The organism is Actinobaculum suis, assembly GCF_900102025.1.
GTDB classification, from domain to species: Bacteria; Actinomycetota; Actinomycetes; order Actinomycetales; family Actinomycetaceae; genus Actinobaculum; species Actinobaculum suis.
The window spans coordinates 24284-51003 of record NZ_FNAU01000010.1 but is presented as its reverse complement, the minus strand read 5'-3'; the positions used below and the strand labels follow the sequence as shown (position 1 = coordinate 51003).

The following is a 26720-nucleotide window of genomic DNA, read 5'->3' as shown; positions in this document are numbered from 1 at the left end:
AGGCGACGAGGTGGTTGCAGCTTTCCCCGAAGGTTGCAACCATCAGGTGATGTCTCGCCGCGACGTCTTAGTGGTATCGCGGGGCCTCACAGTTTATGGCTCCAGTAGCCAGTTAGGGCGAATGTGGTAATTAGTTGGAATGATGCTACGCATTGGAGGGTGATGAACGCGGGAATGCTGAATGGACCTACAATTAGTGAAGCGCCAACGAGAGCCATGGAGAGCACGGTGATAATGGGCCTGCCAGACTTTACACGAATGGCCGCTTCTCGCTCGTCGGTTTCGCGGATGTAAGCCTGCTTGAGAGTGTGGCGTTTCGTCAGGTCGCTGCGGTATTGTTCGAGTTCGTTCATTTTGATTCCTCCAAGTCGGTAAAGTCGAAGACGTCCTCAATGGCGTAGCCAAAGTAGCGAGCGATTTTGTAAGCCAGTGGCAGAGAAGCCACGTATTTGCCGGTCTCAATCGAGGTGATTGTTTGCCGGGTGACGCCAACAGCAGTGGCTATGGGTGGAGTGCCGGGACGGCGTTTGACGTGGATAATGACGTCATAGTGTTTGACGTCAATAATGGAGTCAGATACTCTGACTCTCATAACGAAGTCAGTTTGCGAGCAGTGTTGCGGTGGGGTGGGATATTGAATGCAGTACGAAGGTAAGGTCACGGGTCCGGAGTCTCTTGGGCGCATACTGCAGCAGGCCCGTCTTGTGGCTGGGTTGACGCAACGCGAGTTGGCAGCGCAGCTGGGTACCACCCAGAAATATATTTGGGAGCTAGAATCTGGCAAGCCATCCATCATCATGGAACGGCTGTTTGCTGCGATGCGGGCCACCGGCATGGAGCTTACTGCCACCATCAATGTTCCTGACGGTGATTTAGCGCGGGATGAGGTTGACCATGGGTGACCTCGTGGTTGAGCTATATGGCCAGCGGCTTGGGGTATTGCGCGGCGACTGGCGTACATTTGACCTGGTTCCCGATCCGGCTAGTGTGCTTCACTTCGGCCTTGATTCAATGGTGATGTCGATCGCCGTCCCTTTGCAAGTACGGTCTACGCGTTCACGGGCGCCCACCCGGCGTAATTTTTTTGCTGAACTGTTGCCGGAAGGGCGAATGCGAACGCGACTAGCGCAGATCTCTCGCGTGGCGGAGCATGACGTGATCGGGCTGCTCCGCCAGTTTGGGCGCGACGTAGCCGGAGCTCTGCAAATCTGGGATCCAGAGGAACCCGGTGAACCCAAGATTCCTAGATGCGAACCCGTTACGCACGGCGATATTGCACGAATGCTTACCGAAGTGGCGGAAGAGCCGCTGGGAAATAAACTGCCCGGTGGAAAGACGTCACTTGCGGGCGTCCAAGACAAGATAGTTTTGGCTCGAAGCGGTGATGGCTCGTGGAACCGAGTGCTCGACGGAGCGCCATCCACGCATATTCTCAAGCCTATTAATTCGCGATTTCCTACACTTATATACGACGAAGAGTACGGGGCCAGGCTAGCGCGCTTCGTTGGTTTGACCGACTACGCCACCTGGGTCGAAGAATTCGAAGGGGTGCAGGCCCTGGTGATTGAACGCTATGACCGTGATCCTGCGGCACCGCGAGGGCGGGTGCACCAAGAGGACGGTAACCAAGTGCTTGGTGCCTCCGGCGTGCAGAAGTACCAACGCCAAGGTGGAGTGGTCACCCTGGAACGACTCGCACGCGCTTTCCGGCGGACGGGTAACGCGGCGCTGGCAGAAACACTGTTCCGGCAGCTCGTGGTGGCAGTAGCCGTCGGCGACCTTGATATGCACGCCAAGAACATTTCTGTCCTTCACCTGCCAGACGGATCTCTCCGATTGGCTCCCGTATACGACATGGTGCCGCAAACTCACCTGCCTACCGATGGGGAGCTAGCGCTGGCGGTCAACGATATATATCAGCATGCCCTGGTGACAGGCGCTGATCTGGTAGCTGAAGGCGAACGGTGGGGGATAAATAATGCGGCCTCCATTGCGGAGGAGACGCTCGCCCGTCTAGCCGTTGTGGTTAACTCCGAGGCGCCACTACCGGGCGCCCATCCTGGCTTGGTGGATGAGATTGGTGGCTTTATCGAACGTCTCCGTCAGCAATAGTGTGGAGAAGTTGTTCCTCTACTGCTGGCCCGGCACTTCCTTTTCGTAGCAGTTGCCTGGCATGCCTATGCTGTGCGGCACCGTGAGGACTTGCGCAGCTTGCGCCGGTAATGTGAATAAAATGCGGCAAACCGGCACCCAGTAGCATGAACATTAAATACTTGTCAACTTGGTTGAATGTTGCGATTTTTTCAGTGTCGTTGAATAAACAAGTGGTGCCACCTGCATTGCCTGTTCTGATAATTCACCCTTATTTTTCGTTAAGGATCGGTTTTGTAGGTAGCGGTACCTTGGTGCAGCAAAAGTAAAGGTGCTGGAATTGAGCAAAAACTTCAGGAAGCATATGCAGCGCGGCGTGGCTGCAGTGCTCGCGATAGCAATTTCTGGTTTTGGGGGAGTTGCGCAAACATTTGCGGAGGAACCGCAAGATCCGCAAGTGGAAAATGTTGAGCAAGCAGCGGACGCGGCGGCCGTGCAGGCAGCCTACGAGGCAACTGTTTCGGCGCGCGATGCAATAAAAGCGAAGGTGGAATCCGCTCAAGAAGCGTACGCACAGGCAGCCGCCGAGCAAGCACAGGCGCAAGCCGCTTATGAGGCGGCAACCGGTGGCAAGAAAACTCACCAGTTAGTTTCCCGAGATTCACTGAATCGCCAGGAAGAACTCGCTCTCGCGGAAGCAACCATTTTCGAATACGTCAACGGTTTCCGTGAACAGTTGGGGATTGCGCCGGTGGTGCGAGTTGATGGAACTCTGGCTGAAGAAACACGGGACTTCACGCAACGGATGGCCGATACCGGCGTGTTTGGTCACGACTATTCTTTGCTCCCAGGTAACGATATTGGGCGATACAGCCGCGAAAACATCGTGATGTCCACGATATTCACTGATCTGGAAAACATGGCAGATCTATTCTTCGAGCTTTGGTTCAATTCCAAGGACGGCCATTACGATGCGCTGATTTACCCGCGGGCGGTCGCAGTTTCGGAGGCCGCGGCGCTTACTGGGCTTTCTGAGCGCGATTTACCCGCGGGCGGTCGCAGTTTCGATATCCGTTCGGGAAAATGATCGGGGCGAGGCTTACGCAACTTTGCGTTCCTATACGAAGCCTTATCTGGAGATGCGGGAAAAAGAACAGCACGATTTCTCGTTTGATAATCTCTACCAACCAACGGCGATTGCAGATACGGTGAGCAATCCTGCGGCGTCGTGGGAAAAAGCAAAAGAGTCCGGCCGATTTTACGAGCGTCCGGCGGGGCCCGGTGCGAGCGTGATCAGCCCGGAACAGAAAAAGGCAAGCTACGAAAACCGGCTCAAAGTCGAAAGAACCGTGGATTTGCTGAGCGGGCAAGAAGTTTCTGCAAACAATCCGGATGCGCGGGGGCAAAACTTGGCCAGCGCGAGAGCAAACCTTGCCGCCGCAACGGCTAAAGCAGACGCCGCAAAATCTGCACTCGAAAGCGCAAAAGCCGAACTGGCACAAAAACAAGCAGAAGTGGATTCCGCGAAAGCTGAACTTGACCGCCTCACACACGGAGAAGGCGCCGCGTCCGCTAGTGAAAATCCCGAAGACGCACCGGGAGCTAATGCTGGTGACGGCGAGAAGGCAAGTGTGTGGACAGATGCTGCTAGCCAGAATGGGGCGCTATATGTAAACAGCTGGGATAAGGAACGGGCCGATCGGGCTGTCAACTACGGAAATCCGCAAGATGAAATCATTTTTGGGGATTGGAATGGGGATGGTGTAGATACGCCGATGGTGCGGCGTGGCAACACATTCCTGGGCACGAATCGGTTTAGCGGCCTGTCCCAGTTCCAGTTCACTTATGGGGTACCGGGAGACACGATTCTGGTAGGGGACTGGAACGGAAACGGTAAAGACACGATCGCGGTGGTACGTGGTAACAAGGCCTACGTGCGTAACAGTTTGACAACGGGCGTGGCCGATAAGGTTTATGCCTACGGCAACCCGGACGATACTCTGGTTGCCGGTGACTGGGACGGATCTGGCCGTACTGCTTTAGCAGCCGTGCGAGGTAATAGATTCTATGTACAAAACAAGCTAGAAGATCCTTTTGCTTCGTTCCAATTTGCCTTTGGTTCACCTGGTGACCGTGTGATCGTCGGTGATTGGCGCGGTACCGGTAAAGACGGCGTTGGCGTAGTACGTGGAAACAAGTTCTTCCTCAAGTTGGGTCTCAATAGCGGCATTGCTGATCTGGTGTTTAGCTTCGGCAATATGCGAGACGCATCTGTAGTGGGAGATTGGGACGGAGACGGCGTCGATACTCCGGCCGTAGACCGCCGCTGACCGTAGACCGCCGCTGATCGTAGACCGCCGCTGATCGTAGACCGCCGCTGACTGTAGAACGCCGCTGACCGTAGCCCGCCGCCAAATGTAACTCGCTCGAACATGGAAATCCGTGCACCGATGCGGTGAAGCGTGCCATAATTTGAATCGTGCGCGAGGCGAATGTGACCGAGACGCGGTCTGCAGAAGTCGAAATACCCGAGGAGCCGGGGGAGAAGCTACTTGCCAAAGCTCGGCAGTATCCGCCGAGTGGTTTCACCGCGGCACTCGGGGCGGGCCTGGCGATGCTGATTGGAATTGGTTCCGTGGCTCATGACGCGCTGGCTTTTCCCGGCCCCTTATTACGCGTACTGACGCAGCTGGCCAGTTCCGGTTTGGGGTATGTCATGATTGCGGTGCTGGTGGGCTGGTTTTCCAGGTCCTGGCGGGTTGCGGCGGGCGTGGCTAGCGGTGCGATTCTGGGCGCTTTGCTGATCTATTACGGCGCTACAGTTGTGTGTAACTTGCGCCCGAGCGGGGGCGGCACAGAACTAGCGCGAATCGCCATCGTGTGGATAATTCTTGGTTTAGCGTGCGGGGTGATTGTGGGGCCCACGGCGTTCTTCGCCCATTATGGGAATTTGCCGCAACGTTCCATTGCTACGGGACTGCCGCTGGGCCTAATTCTTGGCCCAGCGGCAGCATCCATCTTTAGCGGCGTTGACCTGCGCAGCCCCGAAATCCTGGCCGTAGTGTTAGTCACCGTAGCCATTCCCTGCGTGGGCCTGCTTATATCGCTTCGCCGCACCCGGCCGGCGTTACTCCTAGCTTCTACCCTTACGGGCACGATCCTCGCCGGCGGGCTGTTCCTGATCGTATATACCTTGTACTACTAGCTCTTATTCACATTGAATTTGGCCCGGGTTTCCGGATTATCAGCAAACCAGGCTTTGATGGCATCCATCCGGTCCAAATCCTTGTTTTCGTTGAGCACATAGTTTTCTGCGTCCGCGAGCTCTTCTTCGGTCAACTCCAGCTCGGCCAACATGGCGGCGATTTCCGGCCGGTCTTCCGCAAAGCCCGTCCGTCCAAAAGCGTGGAGCTCTTCGGCGTCGCCCATGGCACCGAGGGGATCTTCAAGGTTGCGGATATCGTACGCGCCGTAGGCCCAGTGCGGCGTCCACAGCGTGACTGCGATATCTTCGCCCTTTTTCATTGCCCCGTCTAGTTCGGCGAGCATCGCCGCGGTAGAAGAGGTTTTCAGTGGCATTACGCCGTCCAAATCATATTGCGGGATTGCATCTTCTTGCACAACGCGCGTGATCCCGGCACCGCCGTCGATCCCAATAATCTGGTTACCAAAAACGCCGGCATTATCTTTCAGGTCCGCAATAGACTCCACCGGAGCGTCATTGTTAACTGTGATGGCCAGCCGTGCGTCGTCGTACCACACGCCGAGGCTTTCAATGGAATCCCCGTAACGTTCCAGGTAGTTTTCGTGCGTATTGGGCAACCACACGTCCAAGAGCAAATCCATATCACCCTTGGAAAGCGCGGCGAAAATCAACCCAACGTCGGCATCGGTGAGCCGTACCGTGTACCCCTGGTCTTCCAGTGCTTGCGCAAACATTGCGGAGACGACGACGCCTTCATCCCAACCCGTCGGTACCCCCACAGAAATTGCGTCGGCGGAATGTTCCCCCAGAGAACAGCCCACCAAACCCAAGGTACAGGCCAGCGCTAGGAGTATCCGTGCCAGCAAGGTTCGCACCCGCCCGCGCGGCCGGGCCCCCGCACCCCGGGAAGCATCATCCAGGGTACTGGCCGGCCCTGCATCGCCTTGCGAAAAAGCTTGCCGAGCCGCTGCCTTTTGTGAAGTGTGCTCCCGGGAAACGAGCTGCCGGGTTGCCAGCTCCCGGGAGGCGATCTGCCCCGCCGGCGAAGAGTGAACCGGAATAGAAACGTGTGTAGTCATTACGCCTCCTACTCTGCTTCTACTTCGCGCCGGCCGCGGGCGGAAAGCCCGGCGGTAACGCGATCGAGGTAGACGGCGAGGATCACAACCGCCAGTCCGGCTTCCGCGCCGAGCCGCATATCTACCGAGGTCAGCGCCGAGTAGACGGCCTGCCCCAAGCCTCCGGCACCCACCATGCCGGCCGTAACCACCATGGAAAGCGAGAGCATAATTACCTGGTTCACGCCGGCCATAATCGTGGGCAGGGAGAGGGGCAGTTCGATTTGCCCGAGCACGCGGCGCGGGGAAGCCCCAAAGGAATAAGCAGCTTCTACCACGGAAGCATCCACTTGGATAATGCCCAAGCGGGTGAAGCGCACGGCCGGAGCGATGGCGAAGAAGATCGTGGCCACGATGCCCGGTACTACCCCCACGGAGAACATAACTACCAGCGGAATCAGGTACACGAAGGCCGGCATGGTCTGTAAGAAGTCCAGAATCGGCCGCAACACTCGCCATGCGGTAGCAGATTTGGCCGCCCAAATCCCCAGTGGGATGCCGAGCAGAATCGCAATCAGTGACGATTCGAGCACCAAGGCCAAGGAGGCCATAGAGTTATCCCACTGATTCGTAAACACGAGCAGGAGCATGCCCAAGGTAGCGGCAATCGCCATTCCCCACCCGCGCGCGAAGTACGCGAGTACCGCGAAAACTGCGATCACGAGCCAGAACGGCGGGGCGGAAAGAATCAGGAAAAATAGGTCGTAAATCCAGGTGAGTGCCACCTGCAAAGCATCGAATAGGCCCTCCAGATGGGTGGTTAGCCAATCGATGAAAGTATCAACCCACTCGCCGAGTGGGATGCGGAAGCGTTGTGCCGCTTCACTAGCATTTAGAGCCACACTCAGATGAGTCATTAGTTTCGGTCCTCTTTCCCTTCGAAGGAATCACGCGTACGCCGCCGGTTTTCCTTTTTCGCGGCTTTCTCCATAAGTGCACCCGTTGCCGAACCGAGGGGGCCGCTGGCCACGCCTTGGCGCCGGCCCTTGCGCAAGATTGTTTCAGAAGGCGTCTCTAAGGGTTCGTGGAATTCGGCACTGGTGCGGGCTGCTTCCCGCCGTGCCCGCCGGCCCGCCAGTACTTCTGTAGCGTCTGCGGATTCTGCCGGGTAGGGAACCGTATCGGGAACTGCTTGAATTTCGTCTGCGGCTGGTTGTGCCGGCTCGATCGTTTCGTCCTCAAAGTCATCACGATCCGAAAGAGCACGCAGGATCTGAATGCGGGGTACTACGCCCAGCAAGCGTTCATGTTCGTCAACTACCGGCACGCGAATCGCGGTTTCCGCCAGCGCGGTAACCAGTTCTGCTACCGGAGTTTCCGGGGAAGCAGCCATATAGTCAGTGCGTACCAGATCGCGAACCGTGCGGGGCGGTTCTGGCCCGCGCATCGCCGCAATAATGTCTTTCGAGTAGAGCAAGCCTGCCAAACGGCGCGAACCGGGGTTTACCACCCAGCCGGCTTCATCATCCACGCTGGAAAGCTTGCGCAATACCAGGTTCGGACCATCCGTCGTGTAAAGCCGTACGGGCGGGGGAACCATAACGGAACCGGCGGTGATTACCCGCGAACGGTCCACATCGCTAATGAATTTCTCGATGTATTCATTGGCCGGATTCGTCAGAATTTCTTCAGCGGTACCGATCTGGTCTACTTTGCCGTGGCGCATTACCGCGATGCGATCGCCCAAATACATGGCTTCGTTCAGATCGTGCGTAATGAAGACGATCGTGCGCCGCTTCTGGTCTTGAATTTCCAATAGCAGTTCTTGCATTTCGCGGCGAATTAGCGGATCGAGCGCGGAGAAAGCTTCATCCATCAGCAAGATCGGCGAATCGGCAGTAAGCGCACGGGCAATACCTACGCGTTGCTGCATCCCACCCGAAAGCTGGTCAGGATATTTATTTTCCCACCCCAAAAGATTGCAGGTTTTGAGGGATTCCAGGGCACGCTCTTCACGTTCAGCTTTGTCGATTCCGCGAATTTCCAGCGGGTAGGCCGCATTTTCTATAACAGTGCGGTGAGGTAGCAACCCGAAATGTTGGAATACCATGGCCATTTTTTCGGCCCGGATCCGGCGGATCTCCTCGTCATTAGCGGCAGTTATTTCCTCGCCATCCACCCAAATTTTGCCGCCCGTAGCCGGGCCGAGCGCATTTAAGGTGCGAAGTAAAGTGGATTTGCCGGAGCCCGAAAGCCCCATGACAACGAATATTTCGCCTGCCTTGATTTCTAGGGAGACGTTATTGACAGCAACTACGCTTCCTTCGGGAAGCTCCTCGGGCGAGGCTCCCTGCTGGAGCATGCGAGTTGCTTTATCGGCGTCCTTTCCAAAAACTTTATATACGTTCTCACATTTGAGAGCGATCAATTACCTTCACTGTCCTTCCGTGGGTGCGCGCCGGTAATTGCGGCGGCGAGACCCGCGCGCAAGGCATGCACCCGATCGGCTGTCGATGGAATGCATCCGCGAAGGCCGGGTTGGCCGGACGAAAGTTTAGGCACATTCCTTGTTCGCAAGCGCTCTCACGTCGCGAACCAATAAGCACCATTGCAAGGATGAGAATCGAGCGCAAGGAAATAAACCCTATGCGTGGTGCAAAAAGTTCAAAAAATCTGATTTGTGGATCACGGGAAATCGGCACGGTTATGCGGAAAAAGGATGACGCCCGCAAGAATGCAGGAGATCTTACAGTGCGATATTTATCACTGGGAGGTCGAGGTTATTTTTCTTGCAAACAATAATATTCGGAAATTGAAAATCGGGCTTAAATGGTATTTTCTCGCACCATTAACTAATTAGGACGTGCTGTTTTCTTCTGGTTTCGAGACGTTTTTGAGATGCGGAATGATGATGTGATCTACCAAGCTGAGTAGTTCCGCCTCATCTATGGCCCCGCGGGCAAGTATGTCGCCCACGAGTAGCAGTAGCGGGAAGCGAATGTAGAGCGGTTCGAGTACGGCCTCGCTCAACTCGCCGCGCGCAATGGCAAATTTATATGAATTGGTCAGTGCTACGAAACCTGGGAGCACCGTGGTGGTAAGTAGCTCTTCGCGCACTTCCGGGCCTGCTTCCGAAAGTAAGCCAAAAAGTGCGGAGATGCCGATGTGGTCCAGGCGCGTGCGCGTGGCTTCGATGAGGGCTACAAATGCGGCGCGCAGCGAAGGAGCGGTGGCGACGTCGTGGAGCATGGCGGGTGCGGTGCGCAGGGCGGCAAAAACTACCATTTCCGCGCGCGAAGCAAAGCGCCTATACAGCACCGACTTGCTGGTCTGGGCGGCGCGGGCCACGCCTTCAAAGCTCAAATTCTGGTATCCCTGCGCGGCAAGTTCTTCCATGATGGCGGCGGCGAGGGCATCCTCCAGCTCTTTCCCAGTGCGGCGTTGCTTCGTCATATAGCGATTATAAGCAGGATTTTACAGGGGTTTGGAGCCCGGCAGCGTTTTGGTGCTGGGGGTTTAGGGGGTCGGACCTGAGGAGCGATGAAGGCAGTTTCGCCTGGCAGGGCGTGGAGCGCTTAAAGAAATGGCGCGGAGTGCTTAGAGAATTTGGAGTTAAGAGACGCTTAGCACCCTACGAGACGCGAGCCGTATCTAGTGTGCTACCTTCTGCAAGGTACGAACCGTATCTAAAGTGTGAATTAATTTGGAGGGTACTTCCATGTCCGAAAAAACTCCCAGCGGCAAATGCACACAAACTACAACCGCGCAATCGCCCTCGCCCGGCCTTAGGAAAACGGCGGCAACTGCACCGGCGCAGGCACCGGCAACGGCGTCGGCACGAACTAAGCAGTCAAGTTTTAGCGGCCTGATACAGGCCGTGCTGGCGGCAAGCCTCACTGTGCTCGTGTTTTGTTTCGCTTTCACACCTATGTTGCGAATGGACGTCAAAGAGTTGCCGGTAGTGGCATTTTCTGCGGATACGGGCGTAAAAACTCCGCGCGGCGAAATCAAAATTGGCGATCAGGTGCTCGCGCAAATGGTGGAGAAAGTAAATGCGCAGGGCGCATTAAAAGTCACGGTGGTAGATGCTCCGCTCGACGCCGCGCACTTAGATTCCTATTACGCGGCACTGGTTATCCCCGCGGATTTCAGCCAAAAAGTATTAGCTACCGCGCAGCCACCCGCCGCGGCTACAACCGTGCTGCCGGATTCTGCGCCGGATTCTGCTCTGGAATCTGCTCCCGAATCTGCAGCGGTATCTGCAGCGGGGGAGGTGCCGGCGCCGGCAGACACAGGCGCTGCAGGCCCAACGATAACGCTGAAAATAAACCAGGGGAAGAACCCGTTAGCGGCTTCGATTATTGCCCAAGGAGTGCAGGAACTGACTGGCGCACTAGCCAGCGAACTAGAACTGACCGGTGAACTGCCCAGTGAACTAGCTAGCGCACTACCGGGCGCGCTAACTAAGGAAAATATGGGCAACCCTAACGCAGACAGCGCGAACTTGGCCCGGGAAGGGCAAGCTGCCGCGTCGCTTCCCGAATTGCAAGTGGAGTACTACAACCCGGTTCCCGCAGCTTTGGGCATTGCGGGCAGTTTGGCTCCGATGGGTTTCGTGATGTTGCTTCTGTGGCCGAGTAATGTAGGTGGCCTCCTTCTCGCTAACGCTACGCGGCAGCAAAATGGCTGGAAAGCTTTTGCTAATCAGCTACTTGGCATGGTGGTTACGGCTGCGGCCATTGCCGCAATAGCGGTGGGGTTATTGAGTGCATTGCTACGCACACAGGTACCTTTTGGCACCATGTTCGCATTTTCGTGGATCGTCACGCTGGCGTTACTGGCCCTTGTGGTCGGATGCGTGGGGTTGTGCGGAAGATGGGGGATGGCTATCCCCGTCTGCGTGCACATTATTTCCATGACTACCGTGACCTTCCCGGCAGAGTTCTTGCCGCCACTGTGGCGCGACTGGATTTACCCTTGGACTCCCTTGCAGTTCTTTGGCAACGGCGTGCGGGAAGTGCTTTACCTCGACCAAACTTCCTTGCCCTCGCAAACCGGCGCCTTCCTGGTGATTTTCGGAGTGGGTGTGGTACTCATGCTCCTGGGTTTGGGGCGCACCGCGTTAGCACGGCGAAAGGCTGGCGCGACGGTAGCGGTGTAAACGCGAGCCAAACCCGTAGCGCGGGTGCTAGGTGCCGGGCGCGGGGTGCCGGGTGCTAGGTGCCGGGTGCGGGGTGTCGGGTGCTAGGTGCCGGGTGCGGGGTGTCGGTGCCCAGTGGCTAGGTGTCCGGTGGCCAGGTGCTTGGCGTGGATGTCCGGTGGCCAGGTGCGGCGAGCTTGACCCCAGCCTAGTTTGCTGCCCCTTTTTTTCCAACTCGCAAGTACTCGCAAGTAGCTGGCTCGAAGTTTTACCATAACTTGCAGGAAAGTAAGGAAAAGAAGGAGGTGGAAAGTGCGCCGAATCGAGTTCGCAAATATTGCGCAGGCAAGCGCTTTCATCGAGTCCCTGGTATCCATGGAATCCCGGCCAACCTCGGCGTCGGAGGCGCCCACTCCGGCAAGCATGCCGCCCGTGCCAACCCAGCTGCCGCCGGTGCCAACCCAGCTGCCGCCGGTGCCAACCCAGCTGCCGCCCGAGTCAACCCCGGCGTCGCAGGTGCCAACCCCGCCTCCACCTGCCGCTACTTCGCGTGGCGTGCGGCAAATCATCGGGGTGAGCGGGCCGCCCGGTACAGGTAAATCCACCTTCGCAAAGGATTTGGTGGCGGAGCTAAACCGGCGAGCCGGTACCAATTTTGCGGCCTATTTGCCGATGGACGGATTCCATTTCTCGAATGCGATCCTGGAGGCCAAAGGCCTGGCCGCACACAAAGGCGCCCCGCAGACTTTCGACGTAGCTGGGTATTGTGCTTTGCTACGCCGCGTGCGGGAACGCCCTGCCGGCAGTATTTACGCGCCCGACTATGTGCGATCCAAGCACGAGCCGATCGCCGCTTCCATAGAAATAGGGGAAGAGGTGAGCGTCGTCGTCACGGAAGGGAACTACCTGGGGTTGGAAACCGGCGGGTGGGGCGGGGTGCGCGCATATCTCGACACCCTGCTCTATCTGGATACCCCGCACGCAGATTTGCACGAGCGGCTAATCGCGCGGCAATTGGCGGGCGGCAGAACGCGCGCGCAGGCGGAGGAGTGGTTCCGTACCGTCGATGAGCCGAACGCGTTTTTGGTGGAAGCTACCGCGGCGCGTGCCGATTACGTAGTGCGTATGCGGTACGACGCCGCACCTACCGGCACCGCTTCCTAAACGCTTTCGAACCGCTCTTGAAACTGCTCTCGAAACCACACCCGAAACTGTATTCAAGCCGTTCTTGAACCACTCTGGAAGGGCCCTAAAACCGCTCCGAAGTACTTCCGAAGTGTCCGCGAACTATTCTCGAGCCGTGGCACTGAGCTTAGATAGCTTGCTTCGCATAAGAAGCCAAGCGGCGAAGAACCGTGGCACCCCGGCTTAGCGTAACCAGGTGCGCGTGCCGAAGGACTGGATGGATTGCGCGGCGATTTGGGCGCCGTGATGCAAGCCGGCAACGAAAGTGGTTTCGTTGAGGGGTTTGCCAGCGATGGATTTGGTGAAGGCCCCGTGGAAGAAATCCCCGGCGCCCAGGGTGTCTACCGCCGCTACTTGGCAGGGCCGGACTTCGCCGTATTTTCCGGCGGCGTGGTAGAGGATCGGCCGGGGGCCGCGCGTGATGGCCGCATACTGGACGCCGAATTGTTCCAGGTAGGCAAAGAGCGCGTGCGAGGCCTCGCTTGCCCGGGTGTGCCTTACCTGGCTGCTGCTCTCGGGGCCGGGGCTAAGCTGCGCACAAGTGCCCACGAAAGCTTCGGAAACGATGGCGACGTCGATATAAGGCAGTAGCTGCTCCATGTAGGGTTTCCAGCTACCGCCATCGAGGACGGTAGGGATACCGTGGGCGCGGCCTGCCTGCAGGACGGCCAAAGTGAGGTCAGTTTCGTAGCCGTCGGTTTCGATTACATCAATATTGCGCAGATCGTGCAGATCGAGACCAATTTCAGCCGGTTCGGGTTGGACCGGGCGCTGATCGGTAGCAGAAATAACGGCGCGTTCCCCGGTGCTTTCCGTTACCAGAATCGTGGCCACGGTAGACGAAACCCCAGCCGGAAGGGACTGCGCGTGCACAGTAACCTGGTGTTCTTCTAGATCAGCACGGATAAGATTGCCAACCAAATCGGCAGAGAGGCGAGTCAGCAAGATAGCCTCATCAGCTCTGTTCAGCGACGCACAAGTATGCGGGCCGGGGGCCTCCTGCGGGTGAGCAGCAGTATGCGGGCCAGGGACCGCCTGCGATGGACCAGCCGTATGCGGCTGAGAAGCAGACTGCGGTTTAGAGCCAGAATGTGGCTGAGAGCTAGCAGAAACAGTAGAAACGCGCGGGAAACGCTGCGCGAAGGCAACGGCCGCGTTAGCAGCCGGGCCACCTGCCGCGAGTGCCACCTGGCGCGCCCGGATTTTCTCATCTGGCTGGGGAAGCGCAGAAACGAGCTGGATTACATCTAAAGTCGCTAGACCGACGAACAACCCGCGCATAAGTACCCTCCTGCCGCCAATATAAGAGGCGTCGTTACGGCCCCAGATATACCCTGCCGATGCTGCCTCGTATACCCAAGCTTTTGCATACCCAAGCTTTCGTATCCCCAAGTTTTTCCCGGGGAACATTTAGCACAATGCTATGCTAGCCTGACGGCGAAGCCGGCCCGATAATGCAAAACCGGGATATGCTGCAGAAAGCGGGGACATAGTGCGAAAAACCGGGATAATATGCGCGGCCCTGCTTTTGCTAGTTGCGCTCGCGGTCCTTGCGGTTGTCATTTGGGGCCGTTCCGGCCAGCCGGTTCTCCCGCCGGAGCAATCAGTTTCCACGCACGCCCCAAGTCCAAAGAGTGGTAGCAATTACTGGGATGAGGAACGGATACAATCAGCAATACCACAACCGATGCCCACTGCGCGCTAACCTCAGCTGAAAATCAATTCCCAACTCGTAAACACAGACAAACCCCATTGAGGCCACACTCACATCGTTGAAACTTTAGGAAGTGTCCTAGGTCCTGAGACAATGAGCGCACATTCAGTGTTCGATGCGAAGGGAAATGATTCGTGGGTAAGTGGTTCGGGCAAGCGGCGGAGATTGAAAAGCTCCGCGCGCAAGTGCGTCAGCAAGAATTCACCATTGCGGAGTTTCGTAAGCGTATCGCCGATTTAGAAGTGGCAAGCCTCTATCCCGAGACCAGTGCCGAACCAGCACCGCGCCCGGTCAGCAGCTACTTTCTTACGGCGGAAGAGCGGGAGCTGATTGCTAAAGGTCAAAAGTTAGCCGCAATTCAAGCTATCCGGGCTCGCACCGATCTTCCTTTAAAGGACGCCAAAGATTTAGTCGACGGCGCCGCGGCCGCCTAGCCCTACCTTTTCGACGCCGTGGGTGCTTCCGGTGCCGGCGCACTCACGGTAGCTGCCGGCGCAGGCGTAGCTTTCGCGGCCTTCGCCTGCGCGGCGCCCGCTTACATAGTTTTTGTAGCGCCCGCTTTCGTATCCTGCGCGGTGCCCGTTTTCGCGGCCGCTGGTTTTGTAGTAGCGGTTTTCGTAGCTTTTGCTTTTGCGGCTGCCGGTTTCGCAGCTGCCGGTTTCGCAGCTGCCGGTTTCGCGGCTGCCGCTTTCACAATGCTTGTTTCTGTAGCCGCAGGTTCTGCGCCTTGCATGGTAGGTAAGTGTTCGAATTCTTGCCGAGTGAGCGGGATTGCGCCCGCGGTGCGGTCTGGCTTTTGCACCAAGTTGATGAGGTTCACCAGGGTAGGGGCGAGAGAAGAAGGCCCCGAATACACCAAATAGCGCGAATGCCAACGCGGCTTGAATTTCTCCTTGTAGGAACGCAAGCCCTTGAAGTTGTACATGCGATTCCCGAAGTCGTAAATGTAACGCACAATTCGTTCCTGGGCGCGTGAATGGCGCCGCGTACCCGTATTTGAAAGCGGTGCCATGCCCAAATTGAAGTGGGCGTAGCCATTCTCTTTCGCCCATTCAATGAGGGAAACAAAGATCCCATCCATCGTTCCGCCCGGTGCATCCGGCCGGATCCGCATAATGTCTACGGAGGCTACGCCATCTTCCATGGGCATCAAAGAGGCAAAACCTTCCACGCGTTCCGGCCCGCGTACCACCGCAATCGGCGCCCGGGAAAGATAGTTTGCGTCAAAGAAGCCGAGGGAGAAGCCCATTTCTTCCCGGCCGTTCAACCACGCATCTGAAACATCGCGGATCTCGCGGATAAATTCCTCGGTAAAGGGCGGCATCACCATTTCGAAATGTGTGCCCTTTTCACCCATGCGGTTACGCATCCGCCGGAAAATCTTGCCCTTATTACCCACATTGGAATAGCAACTCAGATCCACGGTGGCATCCTCGCCGATTTTCACGAAGCTATACCCGGTATTGGCTGCCGCCGCGAGATATTTCGCGGAAATTTCGTAAATCGAAGCCTTACTTCCGTGTTCTTCCGCGTAGGAAACAAACTCGTCTAGCAGATCTTCAAAGGAATCCGGATCCCCAATCGGATCGCCCAAAGCTATGAGTGTATTGCGCCGGCTGCGATACATGAGGGCGGCTTTACCGTCGTCGCTATAGAACACTTGTTTATCACCCAGGAAATACAGGTGCGTATAAGCGGTGGCACCCCACTTGTTTACGAAATCTTCGAAACGCGTCACGTCCTCCGTGGTGGGAGGTTCAAATTTGGGTGCCCGCGAGTTGGAGAACAGCAGGGCGAAGGCGATAAGCACCACGAGCAAGAAATAGAACAGCGCGGTACGCCACCCGGCGTGCGGGTAAACCTGTACGCCTACCGGGGTCTTGATCCACCGCCACGCGAAAATCAGGGCGGGAATACCGATAGCGGTTACTAGCGAGACCAGGAAGGAACGCGGTTCGAAAGGCAAAGGTTCGCGCACAAAAGCCCCGCGGGAAAAGTACAGCAATAAGGCGAACAAAGCCAACAGTACGGTCATCTGGATATCGAGCCCGCGGGCTACGGAAGCCACAATTCCTACTACCAGCAATATCAAGCACGCCGAACGCACCCGAGAAACTCGCAAGCGAATACCGCGGGAGAGGATCACCAACATGAGACCTACGCCCAAGCAGGCGGCGCGCGAGGCACGCGCAACTTCGTGGGGCATCAAGAACCGTAAGAACCCCGGGAAATTAATGAAACGCGGGAAAATAGCACTAACCATGAGCACTACGCCGGCGCAAAACATGCCGATCCACAAGATCGTGACCAGTAAGTTCTCACGCTTTTCTTGCTTTTCCAAACCGATCTTGGGCATCACGGTTTCGGCGGCCCAATATAGTGCCGCGGCCAACCAAGGGAGCAGGTAGTAAGTAATTCGGTACGCCACCAGGGCAAGTGCCAGGCCGGAAGGATCGGCGCCCATGCGTTCAAAGAAGAAGAAAACCGTGACGTCGAAGGTACCCAAACCGGCCGGGATGAAGGAAAGCAAACCGACCAAAGTGGCGGTGGCGTAAACGAAGATCGCCTGAATCAAACTGACATCGGGCACAAATACGCACACGCAAATCCAGAAGAACACCGCGGCTGCTAGCCAATCGGCCAGGGAGGCGAGGAACATGCCCAGTTTGGTGCGTGCATTTTGCTGGCCTAGTACCGATTTGCGCAGGTCAATCTTCCAAAAATGGAGCCGCCCGGCCAAGAAATAGAAGGGGATATACAAGCAGGCAACGATTGGCACGATCAGAAAACGCCCGTCGTAATGCGCGGCAAAAGGCAAGGTCACTAACAGCATCGCGAAAAGCCCGAGCAGGTTCGCCGCCCATACCGCTACCGAAACCCCTACCGCTTTCTTCGGGTCGGCACCGGCCCGTGCATAATAACGTGCGCGAATCGTGCCTCCGGTGAGCCCACCCAAACCCGCAAAATTATTGAAGGCCTGCGCAATCCACCCGATTTTCAGGGCTCGCATGGTAGGCAGCTCCACCCCTACTGATTTGGCGGCAAAGACGTCATACAGCCCGGTGGCGGAAAAAGCCACAAAAGCCAGGATTACTAATTCTGCCAGCACCGGCCGCGGCGTGCTTGCCAGAAGCTCATGCATGCGCTCCCCGGAGAGCTCTGCCACCTGGTTCCGAGCGATCAACACCACCGCAATGGCAATTATCACGTAGAAAGCGATCTTTAGTACGCGGGAGTGCTTTTTGATGAAGTCCTTCACTCATTCTGCCTTTCCAGTTGGCCGGTAACCGAACCCTTGCGGTGCTCGACTACGAGCGGGGCTTGCGGCCCGATACGTTCGCGGCCGCGATTGGCTATCGGGGCAAGCAATACCGGGAGCGGTGAAAACACCGGGGATGAGCCGCTGAAAACCGCGAAATCCCGCGGTTCTTCCAGCTCTATAAGGCAAATCTTACCGCGGCGGAGGCGGGTGGCGGAAATAATATCCTGCAACCTTGGCATGGGGGCTCGTACGCCTCCAGCATGATACCCACGTTTTTTGCAGGTAGCGCGAGTTATTGCCCTCACTCCCATAGGGCCAGGTTAAGGTGCGAATTATGCACGGATGCGGCTAAAAGTAAAAGTAAAATAGCGAGATGAGTTACGACACGCGCAAAATTGCGTTTTTTGAGGGAAAAAACGGGAAGATTCCGCTACATTTCTGCCTAGTGGCTTCAGATGAGCCATTGACAAAAGAACAACTTATCGAGAGGAATTCGAATGTCCCTCAACCGTACTGAACTTATTGCAGCTATCGCCGAAGAATCGGGCCTCACCAAGGCTGATTCCGATCGTGCCATTGCTGCTCTGCAGACCGTGCTTGTTGACTCCCTTTCCAAGGGCGAACCGGTAAAGATCACCGGTCTTATGTCCTTCGAGCGCACCGAGCGTGCTGCTCGCAAGGGCCGCAATCCGCGCACCGGCGAGGAAATCGAAATTCCTGCTGGCTACGGCGTGAAGATTACGGCCGGTTCGAACCTGAAGAAGGCCGTGCAGAAGTAAGCTGCGCGAGCATTTAACAGGTAACGAGAGGCATATTGCGGATGCACACGTTATCGCTGCATCTGCAACATGCCTGAAACACTTGCGAGTGCGAGTGATGCGAGTGCAAGTGAATTGAATGCGGGGGCTCCGGGAACGGGGCCCCTCGTTGTATCTAGCGGGCCCCTTGGCTCTTCGGCCCTGGTTGTGTTTGGCGGCGCCGGTGCGGTGCGGGTGTGATTTCGGTACGGTGCTGGTGCGGCGGTGCTGTGCCGGTGCAGTGTCGGCGCCGGTGCAGGGCGCCGTCGAGTTTCTCACCGGGGCGGGGCTGGCACTCCCAGAAACTACCACTAGAATCAGGGCCATGATCGATTCCTCCTGCGCGTACTTTGTTTCTGGCTCTGCTCCGGCCGCTACGTCTTACGCGGCCCCGGTAGCCTCGGCGGCCCCGGCAGCCTTGGCGGCCCCAGCAGCCTCGGCAGCCTCGGCGGCCCCGGCAGCCTTGGCGGCCCCAGCAGCCTCGGCAGCCTCGGCGGCCCCGGCCGTATCACCGGCCGCTACCGGCACGGCCGCACCGGTTTCGGCTGCGCTTGCTACGGCGAAGGCTACGGCCTCACAACCGGAACCGCCGGCAGGGCCCGGGCAGCCGGAAGGGCCGAATCCGGAAGGTTCCCAATCGGTAGGTATCCTCGAAAGAACCGAGGAGCAGCTCTCAGATGGCGACGATGAACGTTTCGCCCACTACGTGCGTAAGGACCGGCAACTCGAATCAGCTTTCACCGGTAAGCCGGTGGTGGCCCTGTGCGGGAAAGTGTGGGTACCTACTCGCAACCCTGATAATTTCCCGATTTGCCCCATGTGCAAAGAAATCCATGAACAGATGGGCAACCAGGGTTCTGCCTGGCCCTTCGGCCCGGACGTTCCGGGAAGCGGCCAGTGAGGCCCGAAAGTAACCAGCCGCGCAATCCACAATCTCCTTCGCGTCACGCCGCCGAAACACTTTCGCCGGCGTATCCACGGCGCGCGGCTTGGGGTACGACGTCGTCTTTGCGCGCCTGGCAGGCAGAAGCACTCCAGCAATACATGGATTTGCAAGCCCAGGATTTCTTGGCGGTAGCGACTCCGGGGGCTGGGAAAACGACTTTTGCTTTGCGCGTGGCCGTGGAACTACTCGCGCACGGAATTATCGAAACTATTACTGTGGTTTGCCCTACCGAGCATCTGAAAACGCAGTGGGCGAATGCGGCAGCGCGGGTGGGCATCCAACTGGATCCCGATTTCACTAATGCGCAACGCTGGGAAGGCGATTTCTTCAACGGCGTGTGCGTGACCTATGCGCAGGTGGCGGCCAATAGTGCGCTACATAAGAAACGCACCCAGGCGCGGCGTACCTTCGTGATTTTGGACGAAGTACATCACGGCGGGGACGCTTTGAGTTGGGGTGAAGCTATCCGGGAAGCCTTTGATCCGGCCGTGCGGCGGCTTTCCTTGACGGGAACGCCTTTCCGTTCGGACACTTCGCAAATTCCCTTCGTGGAATACGAAAAGGATGCTTACGGTAATCTCACCTCCAAACCGGATTACCAGTACGGCTACGAACAGGCACTACGGGATGGGGTAGTGCGCCCGGTCATGTTCCTTTCCTATTCGGGGCAGATGCGCTGGCAAACCAAGCACGGGGATGTGGTAGAAGCAACCCTGGGGGAGCCGCTTACGAAGGACATGACTTCCCAGGCGTGGCGCACCGCGCTCAATCCGGAAGGGGAGTGGATCCCGGCGGTAATGGCCGCTGCGGATGAACGGCTCACCGTGGTGCGGCGTTCGATTCCCGATTCGGGTGGTTTGGTGATTGCCTCCAACCAGGCTGATGCGCGGGCTTATGCGCAAGTTTTGGCGCAAGTGTCTGGAGAAGAACCCACCCTGGTGCTTTCTGATGATGCTTCCGCTAACGATAAGATCGCCGAATTTTCCGAGGGGACGAGCCGGTGGATGGTGGCGGTGCGCATGGTTTCGGAAGGGGTAGACGTACCGCGCCTAGCGGTTGGTGTATATGCCACTTCGGCTTCCACACCGCTGTTCTTTGCGCAGGCGATTGGCCGTTTCGTGCGGGCGCGCCGGCGCGGAGAAACCGCAACCGTGTTCTTGCCTTCCGTGCCGCAACTGCTGGAATTGGCTTCCGAACTGGAAAAACAGCGCGACCACGTGATTTCGGTCCGGAAGGGCGAAACCGGGTGGGATGATGCGGCGCTGGAAGCGGCCAACCGGGAAGAAAAAGCGGAAGAAGATCTGGCTTTGCCAGGGTTTGAGGCGCTCGAATCGGGTGCCGCTTTTGACCGCGCGCTTTTCGACGGCGGCCAGTTTGGCCTGGGTGCAGAGGTCGGTTCGGATGAAGAAGCAGACTTTTTGGGGATTCCCGGGTTGCTCGAACCCGAACAAGTGACTACTTTGTTGCGCCAACGCCAGGCGGAGCAAGCACGCCATCGCCGCAATGGAGAGAAGAAACCTGCCGCCCAATCGGAAACTCAAAGGCGGCGTAAAGCTCGCAAACAGCTTTCCCAACTGGTGGCGGCCTATGCCCAAAAGACGGGCGATCCGCACGCGCTCATCCATACCGAATTGCGGCGGGCCTGCGGCGGGCCGGAAGTGGCTCGCGCCTCTGCCGAGCAGATCGAAGCCCGCGTGAAGAAGATCCAAAACTGGTTCGTCGGCCGCCGGTAGGCGCCGGGCGCGGTAGGCGACAGGCGCGGTAAACATCGGTCTGCGGTAGCCGGCGACCGGCAAGCGCAGTCGCCGGCAAGCGCAGTAGCTGGCGCGTGAGCTTTGACACGGCGGGTGGTACGTACAAATTCGTGAAAACCAACTGAGCCGCGAAAAGTTCTCACAGCGTCTCACATGGTGAGCGGAATGCTGTCCACTTGGTGGACGAGGGCTCGATTTTTGGGTTTTGCGGCGCTTGAATAGTGGCGTGGCGCGTCAAAGCGCCACGTTCTATTCATGTGTTTGGTTGCGCCTCACGTGCCGCCCGCCTGCGGCCAGCACCGAACGCACGTCCGTAGGAGAACGATGGCAGGCACGCTCGAAAAGCGCGGTATTGATCTAGTCCCAGAAAACGAACGTTATGGCAAACCCCGTGATCTTTTCTTTTTATGGGCTGGCACCACAACAAATATTTTCACGGTAAGTTACGGAGCAATGTTGCCCTTGCTATATGGGCTCACCTTGCCAGAATCCTTACTAGTAATCCTCATCGGTAACCTGTTGGCCTACCCCTTACTTGGCTTCACTTCTTTGCAAGGCCCGGCTACCGGCACCACCACCATGACGATTTCCCGCTCCTGGTTGGGCACGCGCGGGGCGCGCATGAACGGCGTCTTCTCTTGGCTCATGCTGCTCGGCTTTGAAGCGGGCGGCTTAATCCTGGTCTACTATGCGGCCGCCGCGCTCCTGGAGCGTTTCGGAATCATCTTGGCGGGCCCGCAAATGGTGGTAGCCGTCGTCGTACTAGCGGCCGCGCAAGCCATTATGCCGCTCGTGGGGCACCGCTTCCTCATGGCCGCGCAAAAATACGCGACCATCGTTTTCGCGCTTGCTTTCGCAGTTCTCGCGGTACTGATTGTGCCGCAAGTACAGCTGGGCGGGCAGGTAGGAACCGGGGCCGACGCCGCCGCGGGCACCTCCCTTGCCACGTTCGTTTCCGCGATCTCGCTGGTCATGGTTTCGGGCGGACTGTCCTGGGCACCGAGTGGTGGTAACTTCTCTCGCTATCTACCCATTCCGGATAACTCGCGCGGGCACGGAAAACGCGCAACTGGTTCCGGGCAAGCCAAACGGGCCGCCGGTTCCGGGCAAGCCAAGCAGGCCGCTGGTTCCGAGCAAGCCAAGCGCGCAGGAGGCTCTACTTGGGCGCAGATTGCGTGGGCGGCGAGCCTGGGCGGTTTCGTACCGTATGTGCTGCTGCAGAGTTTGGGTGCGGCGATGGCCACGGTAGCGGTGGGGCCAGACGTAGACCTTTCCAATCCGCTCGCCGTCCCCGCGGTATTGCCCGCAGCTTTCGCGATTCCCTTCTTGTTGCTCGTCATGTTCGGCCTGCTGATCCAAAACGGGACGAACCTCTATTCTTCCGGTCTGAATTTGCAGACTGCAGGTTTTAGGGTTTCGCGCGAAAAGATCGTGATTCTTGATTCGGTGATTTGCGCGGTGGTCGCTGTGGTCGCGGTTTCCCAGTCCAGTTTCTACGATCTGCTCAACGCTTTCGTTGCTTCGCTTTCGATTTGGTTGGCACCTTGGGTGGCAGTGTACGTGTGCGACGCCGTCTCCCGCGCCGGCCGTTATGACCTGGCCGGCCTGGCCGCCGAGGGTCCGGGCGGCCCGTACTGGGGAAGGGCCGGGATTCGCTGGGACGGTATGGGCGCAATGCTCGCCGGCATGGTCGCGGCCTGGCTGTTTTCTAATACCGGGTATTTCACCGGCCCGCTAGCCGCGGCGATTGCGCGCGGTGCCGGGTTAGAGGCGGCCAGTGCTCCCGACCTTTCGATCGTGGCCGGCGCTCTCGTGGCCAGCTTCGTGTTCCTGCTGGTCAAGCGCGGCAAGCACAATGCGGCCGCCCTTCCGCAAAACAACGAAACTCGGCTAGATCGTTTCGATAATGAAACTTCGTTAGACCGTCACGCCAGCGAAAGCCGGCTAGACCGTGACGATAACGGGACCGCGCTAGATCGTCACGATAATGAAACCCCGCTAGACCGGGCGGTACAAACAGTAGCGGTACAAACCGTTCCTGTATCTAATAACTAACAACATCAACAGCAGATTTTGGGAACGCAAACCTGTTCCCGGGAAACACACAAAGGAGAAAACATGCCGAATCGGCACCTACTCGATGTTGCTTATGGACGTGCCCACGCAGACGTGATTATTGACGGCGGGCAGCTGGTCAATGTGATGACCGGGGAGATTTACCCGGCTTCGGTGGCGATTGCGGAAGGCCGGGTGGCGGCTGTGGGTGATGTGGAAGCCCAGCGCGGCCCGGAAACCAAGATTATTGACGCGGAGGGGCGCTATCTCACCCCAGGGCTGATTGATGGCCACCTGCATATCGAATGTTCGAAGCTTTCGGTCACCATGTTCGCGGATTTGGTTTCGCGCTATGGCACGACTTCGGCGATTTCTGGGTTGGACCAGATTTTGGTGGTAGCCGGGCTGGAAGGTGTTAAGGAATTCTTGGCGGAAGCGGAAACTGCGCCCATGCGGGTGTGGTGGGGCGCGCCGGCCAAGGCTCCCTACACGGTTCCGGAATCGAATGTGGGCCACCGGTTTGGTGTAGCTGAACACGAACAGGTGCAGCATCTGCCAGAATGCGTGGGTTTGTGGGAAACCGTGCAAGAGTTCGTGGAATACGGGGATGAAGAAGTTTTGACCGCCATGGATATGGCGGAGCGGAACCGTTTGCAGGCCTTTGGGTGTGCGCCGCTGGTGGATGCGCGGCGAGTGGCTGGCTATGCGGCGAGCGGGGTAGCACTGTGCCACGAGTCTTATTCGCCGGAAGAAGAGCTCGAAAAGCTGCGCAACGGGATCAATATTTTGATCCGCGAATCTACGGCGGCTCCCATGCTGGAAGAAAATATCAAGCTGGTTACGCAAATGGGGGCCCCGGCCGACCGCGTTGGTTTTTGCACGGATGACGTGATGGCTACCGGGATTTTGGAACGCGGCCACCTGGATTACGTGGTGCGTTTGGCGATCCAACACGGGGTAGATCCGGTGACGGCGATCCAGATGGCCACGGTGAACACGGCTCGCATGTACCGTTTGGATCACCAGATCGGTTCGATCACGCCGGGCCGTTTTGCCGATATTTTGCTGGTAGATAGCTTGGAAGATTTCCGGCCGGCGGTAGTGATTAAGGGCGGGGAAGTGGTGGCCCGGGAGGGTCAGCCGGTACGGCCCGCTCAAGCTCCGGAGCGTTCCGAAATCCTGCTCAATACTTTCCACCTGCCTGAAGTTACACCGGCGCGCATTGCGGTGCCGGCCGAAGGTACGCGGGCCCGCGTGCAAACCATCGTCCTTTCCACCGGTGTGGCTTTCAAACGCCCGGGCGAAGAAGTGGAATTGGAGATCGTGGAGGGGAAGGTCCAGCCCGATATTTCCCAAGACGTTATTTACGTGGCGTGTGCGGAACGGTACGGAAAAACTAATAACTTGCCGGTGGCTTTCATTAAGGGCTTCGGGCTCAAGCGGGGAGCTATCGCCACCTCGGCTTCCCCGGACGATAACAATATTGTGGCAGCGGGTACGACGCCGGAAGACGTGGCTTTTGCGATCAACCGGGTAGCTGAAATTGGCGGCGGCCAAGTTGTAGTAGCAGACGGCGAAGTGCTCGCCGAACTGCCTTTGCCCGTGGGTGGGATTGTGGCCGACCTGCCGGCCGAAGAAATGGCCCGGGCAGAAAGCCATCTTGATGAGGTTGCACGCGAGCAGCTCGGGGCCACCCTCGAATCGGTTTTCGGCCAGCTCCTCTTCCTAGCTATTACCGCGATCCCCGAATGGGCGATTACAGATCTGGGGCTTATCGACTGCGTGAGCTTCGAAGTAACCGATCCCGTGCTTTCCGCCAAGTAAAACTGGCATTCTATGCCGGCTAAATACTGCGCTTTCTGGCGCGCAAATCCGGCGCTGCTTGCCGAAATGTAAATCCGGTGCTTTTCACCGGGTAAACGAAGGCACGGCCAGAACCAGATATGGCAACGGGCCCGGTCCGCAAGACGATGCGGACCGGGCCAGTCGGTATGCACTGGGCATCCACGGAGAACGCGCGGTTCGCAGCACATCCCGGTGCGCTAAGCGAATCTCTGTGTACTTAGCGAATCCCGGTGTACTTAGTGAATCCCGGTGTGCTTAGTGGATAACAGGGGCGTTGATATTGCCTTCGAAGATATCTTCACGCACGGTGGGGATTGCCGGTTCGCCGCCGGAAAGGCGCCAGCCATCGTAGGGGAGTTCGGCGCGGGATGCTTCGTGCCGGGAACGCGCGGCGGGCAGTACTGCGCGGGCCCGGTAAGCGGCGTCGATCTTTCCGTTTTCGATGAGCTGCACTTGAACCGGCCGTGCACCGCGCGCCTGCACGTAATCGAGCCCTTCCGCAAAACTACGGGCAGAAACTACAAGTTCTTGATTTGCTCGGCCTTCCCGGTAGAGCCGGCCGGCTACCTTCAGGCCGCCTACGGAAGCCTTGTTTTCGGAAGTTTTGCCAACTTCGTGCATCTTGCCGTCCGCACCTTGGCGTTCCACCAGTTTGTAAACCAGTTGTGCGGTGGGGTAACCAGAACCGGTTACCATGCGCGTACCCACGCCATACGCGTCTACGGGAGCGGCCTGCAAGGCAGCAATCGAATACTCGTCAAGGTCGGAAGTAACCGTAATATGCGTGTTTTTTGCACCTAGAAGGTCGAGCTGTTCCCGCACTTTGAAAGCGCCGGCCACTAGGTCACCAGAATCGATACGCACCGAACCAAGTTCGCCGCCGGCCTCGCGGGCGGCTTGTACCGCATTTTCTACACCGCTGGAAATCGCGTAGGTATCAACTAGGAGCGTGGTATCTACTCCCATATTCGCGATTTGAGCGGCAAAAGCTTGGGGCTCGGAATCGTGGACGAGGGTGAAGGAATGGGCGGAAGTACCAGAAACTGGTATTCCGTATTGGCGGCCTGCTTCCAGATCCGAAGTGGAAGTAAAACCGGCAATATAGGCGGCGCGGGCCGCGGCCACGGCAGACATTTCGTGGGTGCGGCGAGCTCCGAAATCGGCGCAAGGCCGCCCGCGGGCTGCCATAGTCATCCGGGAAGCCGCCGTGGCTACCGCGGAATCATAGTTGAGGATGGAAAGCAGCACGGTTTCCAAGATGCAACATTCGGCGAAAGTGCCGGTTACGGTGAGAATCGGAGAACCGGGGAAATACAATTCGCCTTCCATATAGCCATATACGTTCCCGGTGAACTTGTAATTGGCAAGCCACTCTAAAGCAGGCTCGGAAACGATCTGGTTTTCCCGTAGATATTCAATTTCGGCTTCGCCGAACCGGAAGTTTTCGATCGCTTCGAGTACGCGGCCGGTCCCTGCCACCACGCCGTAGCGCCGGTTGCCGGGCATACGCCGGCTAAAAACTTCGAAAACCGAAGGTCGAAGGGCAGCGCCGGACTGCAGCGCGGCGTCGATCATTGTCAACTCATACATGTCCGTCATGAGTGCTGTGCTCTGGGTCATGAGCAATAGCATAGCGTGCCAAGCCGCGCCAGGGACCACCAGGGACTA

General features: G+C 57.8%; 23 protein-coding genes and 1 pseudogene. 14 read left to right on the top strand and 10 right to left on the bottom strand.

From position 1 onward, the window contains the following. Positions 1 to 86: 86 nt before the first annotated feature. Positions 87 to 353 (bottom strand): hypothetical protein, encoded by a 267-nt coding sequence (locus BLT47_RS06420; RefSeq protein ID WP_074662943.1) that lies wholly within the window; start codon positions 351 to 353, stop codon positions 87 to 89. Further along, the gene (locus BLT47_RS06415; RefSeq protein ID WP_083078392.1) at positions 350 to 592 is read right to left on the bottom strand and encodes a helix-turn-helix transcriptional regulator; all 243 of its coding nucleotides are present in this window, start codon (positions 590 to 592) and stop codon (positions 350 to 352) included. Before BLT47_RS06415 ends, BLT47_RS06420 begins: the two co-directional genes overlap by 4 nt. Positions 593 to 638: 46 nt before the next feature. Here BLT47_RS06415 and BLT47_RS06410 point away from each other — a divergent pair, with 46 nt between their 5' ends. From BLT47_RS06410 to BLT47_RS06390, 5 genes are all read left to right on the top strand, one after another. Next, positions 639 to 902: a helix-turn-helix domain-containing protein gene (locus BLT47_RS06410; protein ID WP_049619307.1), complete on the top strand. Its 264-nt coding sequence runs from the start codon at positions 639 to 641 to the stop codon at positions 900 to 902. Further along, positions 895 to 2112: a type II toxin-antitoxin system HipA family toxin gene (locus tag BLT47_RS06405; protein ID WP_074662939.1), complete on the top strand. Its 1218-nt coding sequence runs from the start codon at positions 895 to 897 to the stop codon at positions 2110 to 2112. Before BLT47_RS06410 ends, BLT47_RS06405 begins: the two co-directional genes overlap by 8 nt. A gap of 355 nt (positions 2113 to 2467) precedes the next feature. Further along, positions 2468 to 3178 (top strand): CAP domain-containing protein, encoded by a 711-nt coding sequence (locus BLT47_RS06400; protein ID WP_176764493.1) that lies wholly within the window; start codon positions 2468 to 2470, stop codon positions 3176 to 3178. A 22-nt stretch (positions 3179 to 3200) separates the two neighbouring features. After that, positions 3201 to 4421, top strand: coding sequence for a hypothetical protein (locus tag BLT47_RS06395; protein WP_074662930.1), 1221 nt, complete (start codon positions 3201 to 3203; stop codon positions 4419 to 4421). Positions 4422 to 4585: 164 nt separating this feature from the next. Further along, positions 4586 to 5296 (top strand): DUF6518 family protein, encoded by a 711-nt coding sequence (locus tag BLT47_RS06390; RefSeq protein WP_074662927.1) that lies wholly within the window; start codon positions 4586 to 4588, stop codon positions 5294 to 5296. Here the strand turns inward: BLT47_RS06390 and BLT47_RS06385 are convergent. From BLT47_RS06385 to BLT47_RS06370, 4 genes are all read right to left on the bottom strand, one after another. After that, the gene (locus BLT47_RS06385) at positions 5293 to 6375 is read right to left on the bottom strand and encodes a glycine betaine ABC transporter substrate-binding protein (RefSeq protein ID WP_083330125.1); all 1083 of its coding nucleotides are present in this window, start codon (positions 6373 to 6375) and stop codon (positions 5293 to 5295) included. The two genes, BLT47_RS06390 and BLT47_RS06385, sit on opposite strands and share 4 nt — an antisense overlap. Before the next feature lie 8 nt (positions 6376 to 6383). After that, positions 6384 to 7271 (bottom strand): ABC transporter permease, encoded by an 888-nt coding sequence (locus BLT47_RS06380; RefSeq protein WP_049619312.1) that lies wholly within the window; start codon positions 7269 to 7271, stop codon positions 6384 to 6386. Then, positions 7271 to 8716, bottom strand: coding sequence for a quaternary amine ABC transporter ATP-binding protein (locus tag BLT47_RS06375; RefSeq protein ID WP_083330133.1), 1446 nt, complete (start codon positions 8714 to 8716; stop codon positions 7271 to 7273). The genes BLT47_RS06380 and BLT47_RS06375 overlap by 1 nt, the downstream gene beginning before the upstream one ends. Before the next feature lie 494 nt (positions 8717 to 9210). Then, the gene (locus BLT47_RS06370) at positions 9211 to 9807 is read right to left on the bottom strand and encodes a TetR/AcrR family transcriptional regulator (protein ID WP_074662920.1); all 597 of its coding nucleotides are present in this window, start codon (positions 9805 to 9807) and stop codon (positions 9211 to 9213) included. 265 nt (positions 9808 to 10072) lie between these two features. Here BLT47_RS06370 and BLT47_RS06365 point away from each other — a divergent pair, with 265 nt between their 5' ends. Together BLT47_RS06365 and BLT47_RS06360 are read left to right on the top strand one after the other, a co-directional pair. Beyond that, positions 10073 to 11515 carry an ABC transporter permease gene (locus tag BLT47_RS06365; protein ID WP_074662917.1) on the top strand — a complete coding sequence of 481 codons (1443 nt, stop codon included), beginning with the start codon at positions 10073 to 10075 and terminating at the stop codon, positions 11513 to 11515. A 291-nt stretch (positions 11516 to 11806) separates the two neighbouring features. Next, the gene (locus BLT47_RS06360) at positions 11807 to 12658 is read left to right on the top strand and encodes a nucleoside/nucleotide kinase family protein (protein ID WP_083330123.1); all 852 of its coding nucleotides are present in this window, start codon (positions 11807 to 11809) and stop codon (positions 12656 to 12658) included. A gap of 204 nt (positions 12659 to 12862) precedes the next feature. On the opposite strand, the gene BLT47_RS06355 is transcribed toward BLT47_RS06360, so the two are convergent. Then, positions 12863 to 13960: a PfkB family carbohydrate kinase gene (locus BLT47_RS06355; RefSeq protein ID WP_074662913.1), complete on the bottom strand. Its 1098-nt coding sequence runs from the start codon at positions 13958 to 13960 to the stop codon at positions 12863 to 12865. A gap of 567 nt (positions 13961 to 14527) precedes the next feature. Between BLT47_RS06355 and BLT47_RS06350 the strand changes: the two genes are divergently transcribed. Next, the gene (locus tag BLT47_RS06350) at positions 14528 to 14827 is read left to right on the top strand and encodes a ribosomal protein L7/L12 (protein WP_074662910.1); all 300 of its coding nucleotides are present in this window, start codon (positions 14528 to 14530) and stop codon (positions 14825 to 14827) included. A gap of 86 nt (positions 14828 to 14913) precedes the next feature. Beyond that, positions 14914 to 15135 (top strand): pentapeptide repeat-containing protein, encoded by a 222-nt coding sequence (locus tag BLT47_RS09745; RefSeq protein WP_083330132.1) that lies wholly within the window; start codon positions 14914 to 14916, stop codon positions 15133 to 15135. A 66-nt stretch (positions 15136 to 15201) separates the two neighbouring features. On the opposite strand, the pseudogene mprF reads toward BLT47_RS09745, so the two are convergent. Both mprF and BLT47_RS06340 read right to left on the bottom strand, forming a co-directional pair. Beyond that, a pseudogene (gene mprF, locus BLT47_RS06345) lies at positions 15202 to 17652 on the bottom strand (bifunctional lysylphosphatidylglycerol flippase/synthetase MprF); the annotation flags it as partial. Then, on the bottom strand, positions 17649 to 17894 hold the full coding sequence (locus BLT47_RS06340) for a hypothetical protein (protein WP_074662907.1): 246 nt from the start codon (positions 17892 to 17894) through the stop codon (positions 17649 to 17651). The pseudogene mprF and the gene BLT47_RS06340, both read right to left, overlap by 4 nt. 258 nt (positions 17895 to 18152) lie before the next feature. Between BLT47_RS06340 and BLT47_RS06335 the strand changes: the two genes are divergently transcribed. The 5 genes from BLT47_RS06335 (at position 18153) to BLT47_RS06315 (ending at position 25031) form a co-directional block, all read left to right on the top strand. Then, positions 18153 to 18434 carry an HU family DNA-binding protein gene (locus BLT47_RS06335; protein WP_049619317.1) on the top strand — a complete coding sequence of 94 codons (282 nt, stop codon included), beginning with the start codon at positions 18153 to 18155 and terminating at the stop codon, positions 18432 to 18434. Positions 18435 to 18777: 343 nt separating this feature from the next. Next, positions 18778 to 19353: a DUF3039 domain-containing protein gene (locus BLT47_RS09740; RefSeq protein ID WP_083330131.1), complete on the top strand. Its 576-nt coding sequence runs from the start codon at positions 18778 to 18780 to the stop codon at positions 19351 to 19353. Further along, positions 19350 to 21131: a DEAD/DEAH box helicase gene (locus BLT47_RS06325; protein WP_074662905.1), complete on the top strand. Its 1782-nt coding sequence runs from the start codon at positions 19350 to 19352 to the stop codon at positions 21129 to 21131. Before BLT47_RS09740 ends, BLT47_RS06325 begins: the two co-directional genes overlap by 4 nt. Positions 21132 to 21476: 345 nt before the next feature. After that, positions 21477 to 23207, top strand: coding sequence for a purine-cytosine permease family protein (locus tag BLT47_RS09590; RefSeq protein ID WP_074662903.1), 1731 nt, complete (start codon positions 21477 to 21479; stop codon positions 23205 to 23207). Positions 23208 to 23270: 63 nt separating this feature from the next. Then, positions 23271 to 25031: an adenine deaminase gene (locus BLT47_RS06315; RefSeq protein WP_074662901.1), complete on the top strand. Its 1761-nt coding sequence runs from the start codon at positions 23271 to 23273 to the stop codon at positions 25029 to 25031. Positions 25032 to 25307: 276 nt separating this feature from the next. On the opposite strand, the gene BLT47_RS06310 is transcribed toward BLT47_RS06315, so the two are convergent. Continuing rightward, positions 25308 to 26672 carry a nicotinate phosphoribosyltransferase gene (locus BLT47_RS06310; RefSeq protein ID WP_256332563.1) on the bottom strand — a complete coding sequence of 455 codons (1365 nt, stop codon included), beginning with the start codon at positions 26670 to 26672 and terminating at the stop codon, positions 25308 to 25310. Between the last annotated feature and the right edge of the window lie 48 nt (positions 26673 to 26720).

Excerpts from the sequence above, each read along its gene's own strand:
- BLT47_RS06420 (WP_074662943.1), bottom strand. The coding sequence starts at position 353 with ATGAACGAACTCGAACAATACCGCAGCGACCTGACGAAACGCCACACT.
- BLT47_RS06415 (WP_083078392.1), bottom strand. The coding sequence starts at position 592 with ATGAGAGTCAGAGTATCTGACTCCATTATTGACGTCAAACACTATGAC.
- BLT47_RS06410 (WP_049619307.1), top strand. The coding sequence starts at position 639 with ATGCAGTACGAAGGTAAGGTCACGGGTCCGGAGTCTCTTGGGCGCATA.
- BLT47_RS06405 (WP_074662939.1), top strand. The coding sequence starts at position 895 with ATGGGTGACCTCGTGGTTGAGCTATATGGCCAGCGGCTTGGGGTATTG.
- BLT47_RS06385 (WP_083330125.1), bottom strand. The coding sequence starts at position 6,375 with ATGACTACACACGTTTCTATTCCGGTTCACTCTTCGCCGGCGGGGCAG.
- BLT47_RS06380 (WP_049619312.1), bottom strand. The coding sequence starts at position 7,271 with ATGACTCATCTGAGTGTGGCTCTAAATGCTAGTGAAGCGGCACAACGC.
- BLT47_RS06375 (WP_083330133.1), bottom strand. The coding sequence starts at position 8,716 with ATGCTCCAGCAGGGAGCCTCGCCCGAGGAGCTTCCCGAAGGAAGCGTA.
- BLT47_RS06370 (WP_074662920.1), bottom strand. The coding sequence starts at position 9,807 with ATGACGAAGCAACGCCGCACTGGGAAAGAGCTGGAGGATGCCCTCGCC.
- BLT47_RS06365 (WP_074662917.1), top strand. The coding sequence starts at position 10,073 with ATGTCCGAAAAAACTCCCAGCGGCAAATGCACACAAACTACAACCGCG.
- BLT47_RS06355 (WP_074662913.1), bottom strand. The coding sequence starts at position 13,960 with ATGCGCGGGTTGTTCGTCGGTCTAGCGACTTTAGATGTAATCCAGCTC.
- BLT47_RS06340 (WP_074662907.1), bottom strand. The coding sequence starts at position 17,894 with ATGCCAAGGTTGCAGGATATTATTTCCGCCACCCGCCTCCGCCGCGGT.
- BLT47_RS06335 (WP_049619317.1), top strand. The coding sequence starts at position 18,153 with ATGTCCCTCAACCGTACTGAACTTATTGCAGCTATCGCCGAAGAATCG.
- BLT47_RS09740 (WP_083330131.1), top strand. The coding sequence starts at position 18,778 with ATGATCGATTCCTCCTGCGCGTACTTTGTTTCTGGCTCTGCTCCGGCC.
- BLT47_RS09590 (WP_074662903.1), top strand. The coding sequence starts at position 21,477 with ATGGCAGGCACGCTCGAAAAGCGCGGTATTGATCTAGTCCCAGAAAAC.
- BLT47_RS06315 (WP_074662901.1), top strand. The coding sequence starts at position 23,271 with ATGCCGAATCGGCACCTACTCGATGTTGCTTATGGACGTGCCCACGCA.
- BLT47_RS06310 (WP_256332563.1), bottom strand. The coding sequence starts at position 26,672 with ATGACCCAGAGCACAGCACTCATGACGGACATGTATGAGTTGACAATG.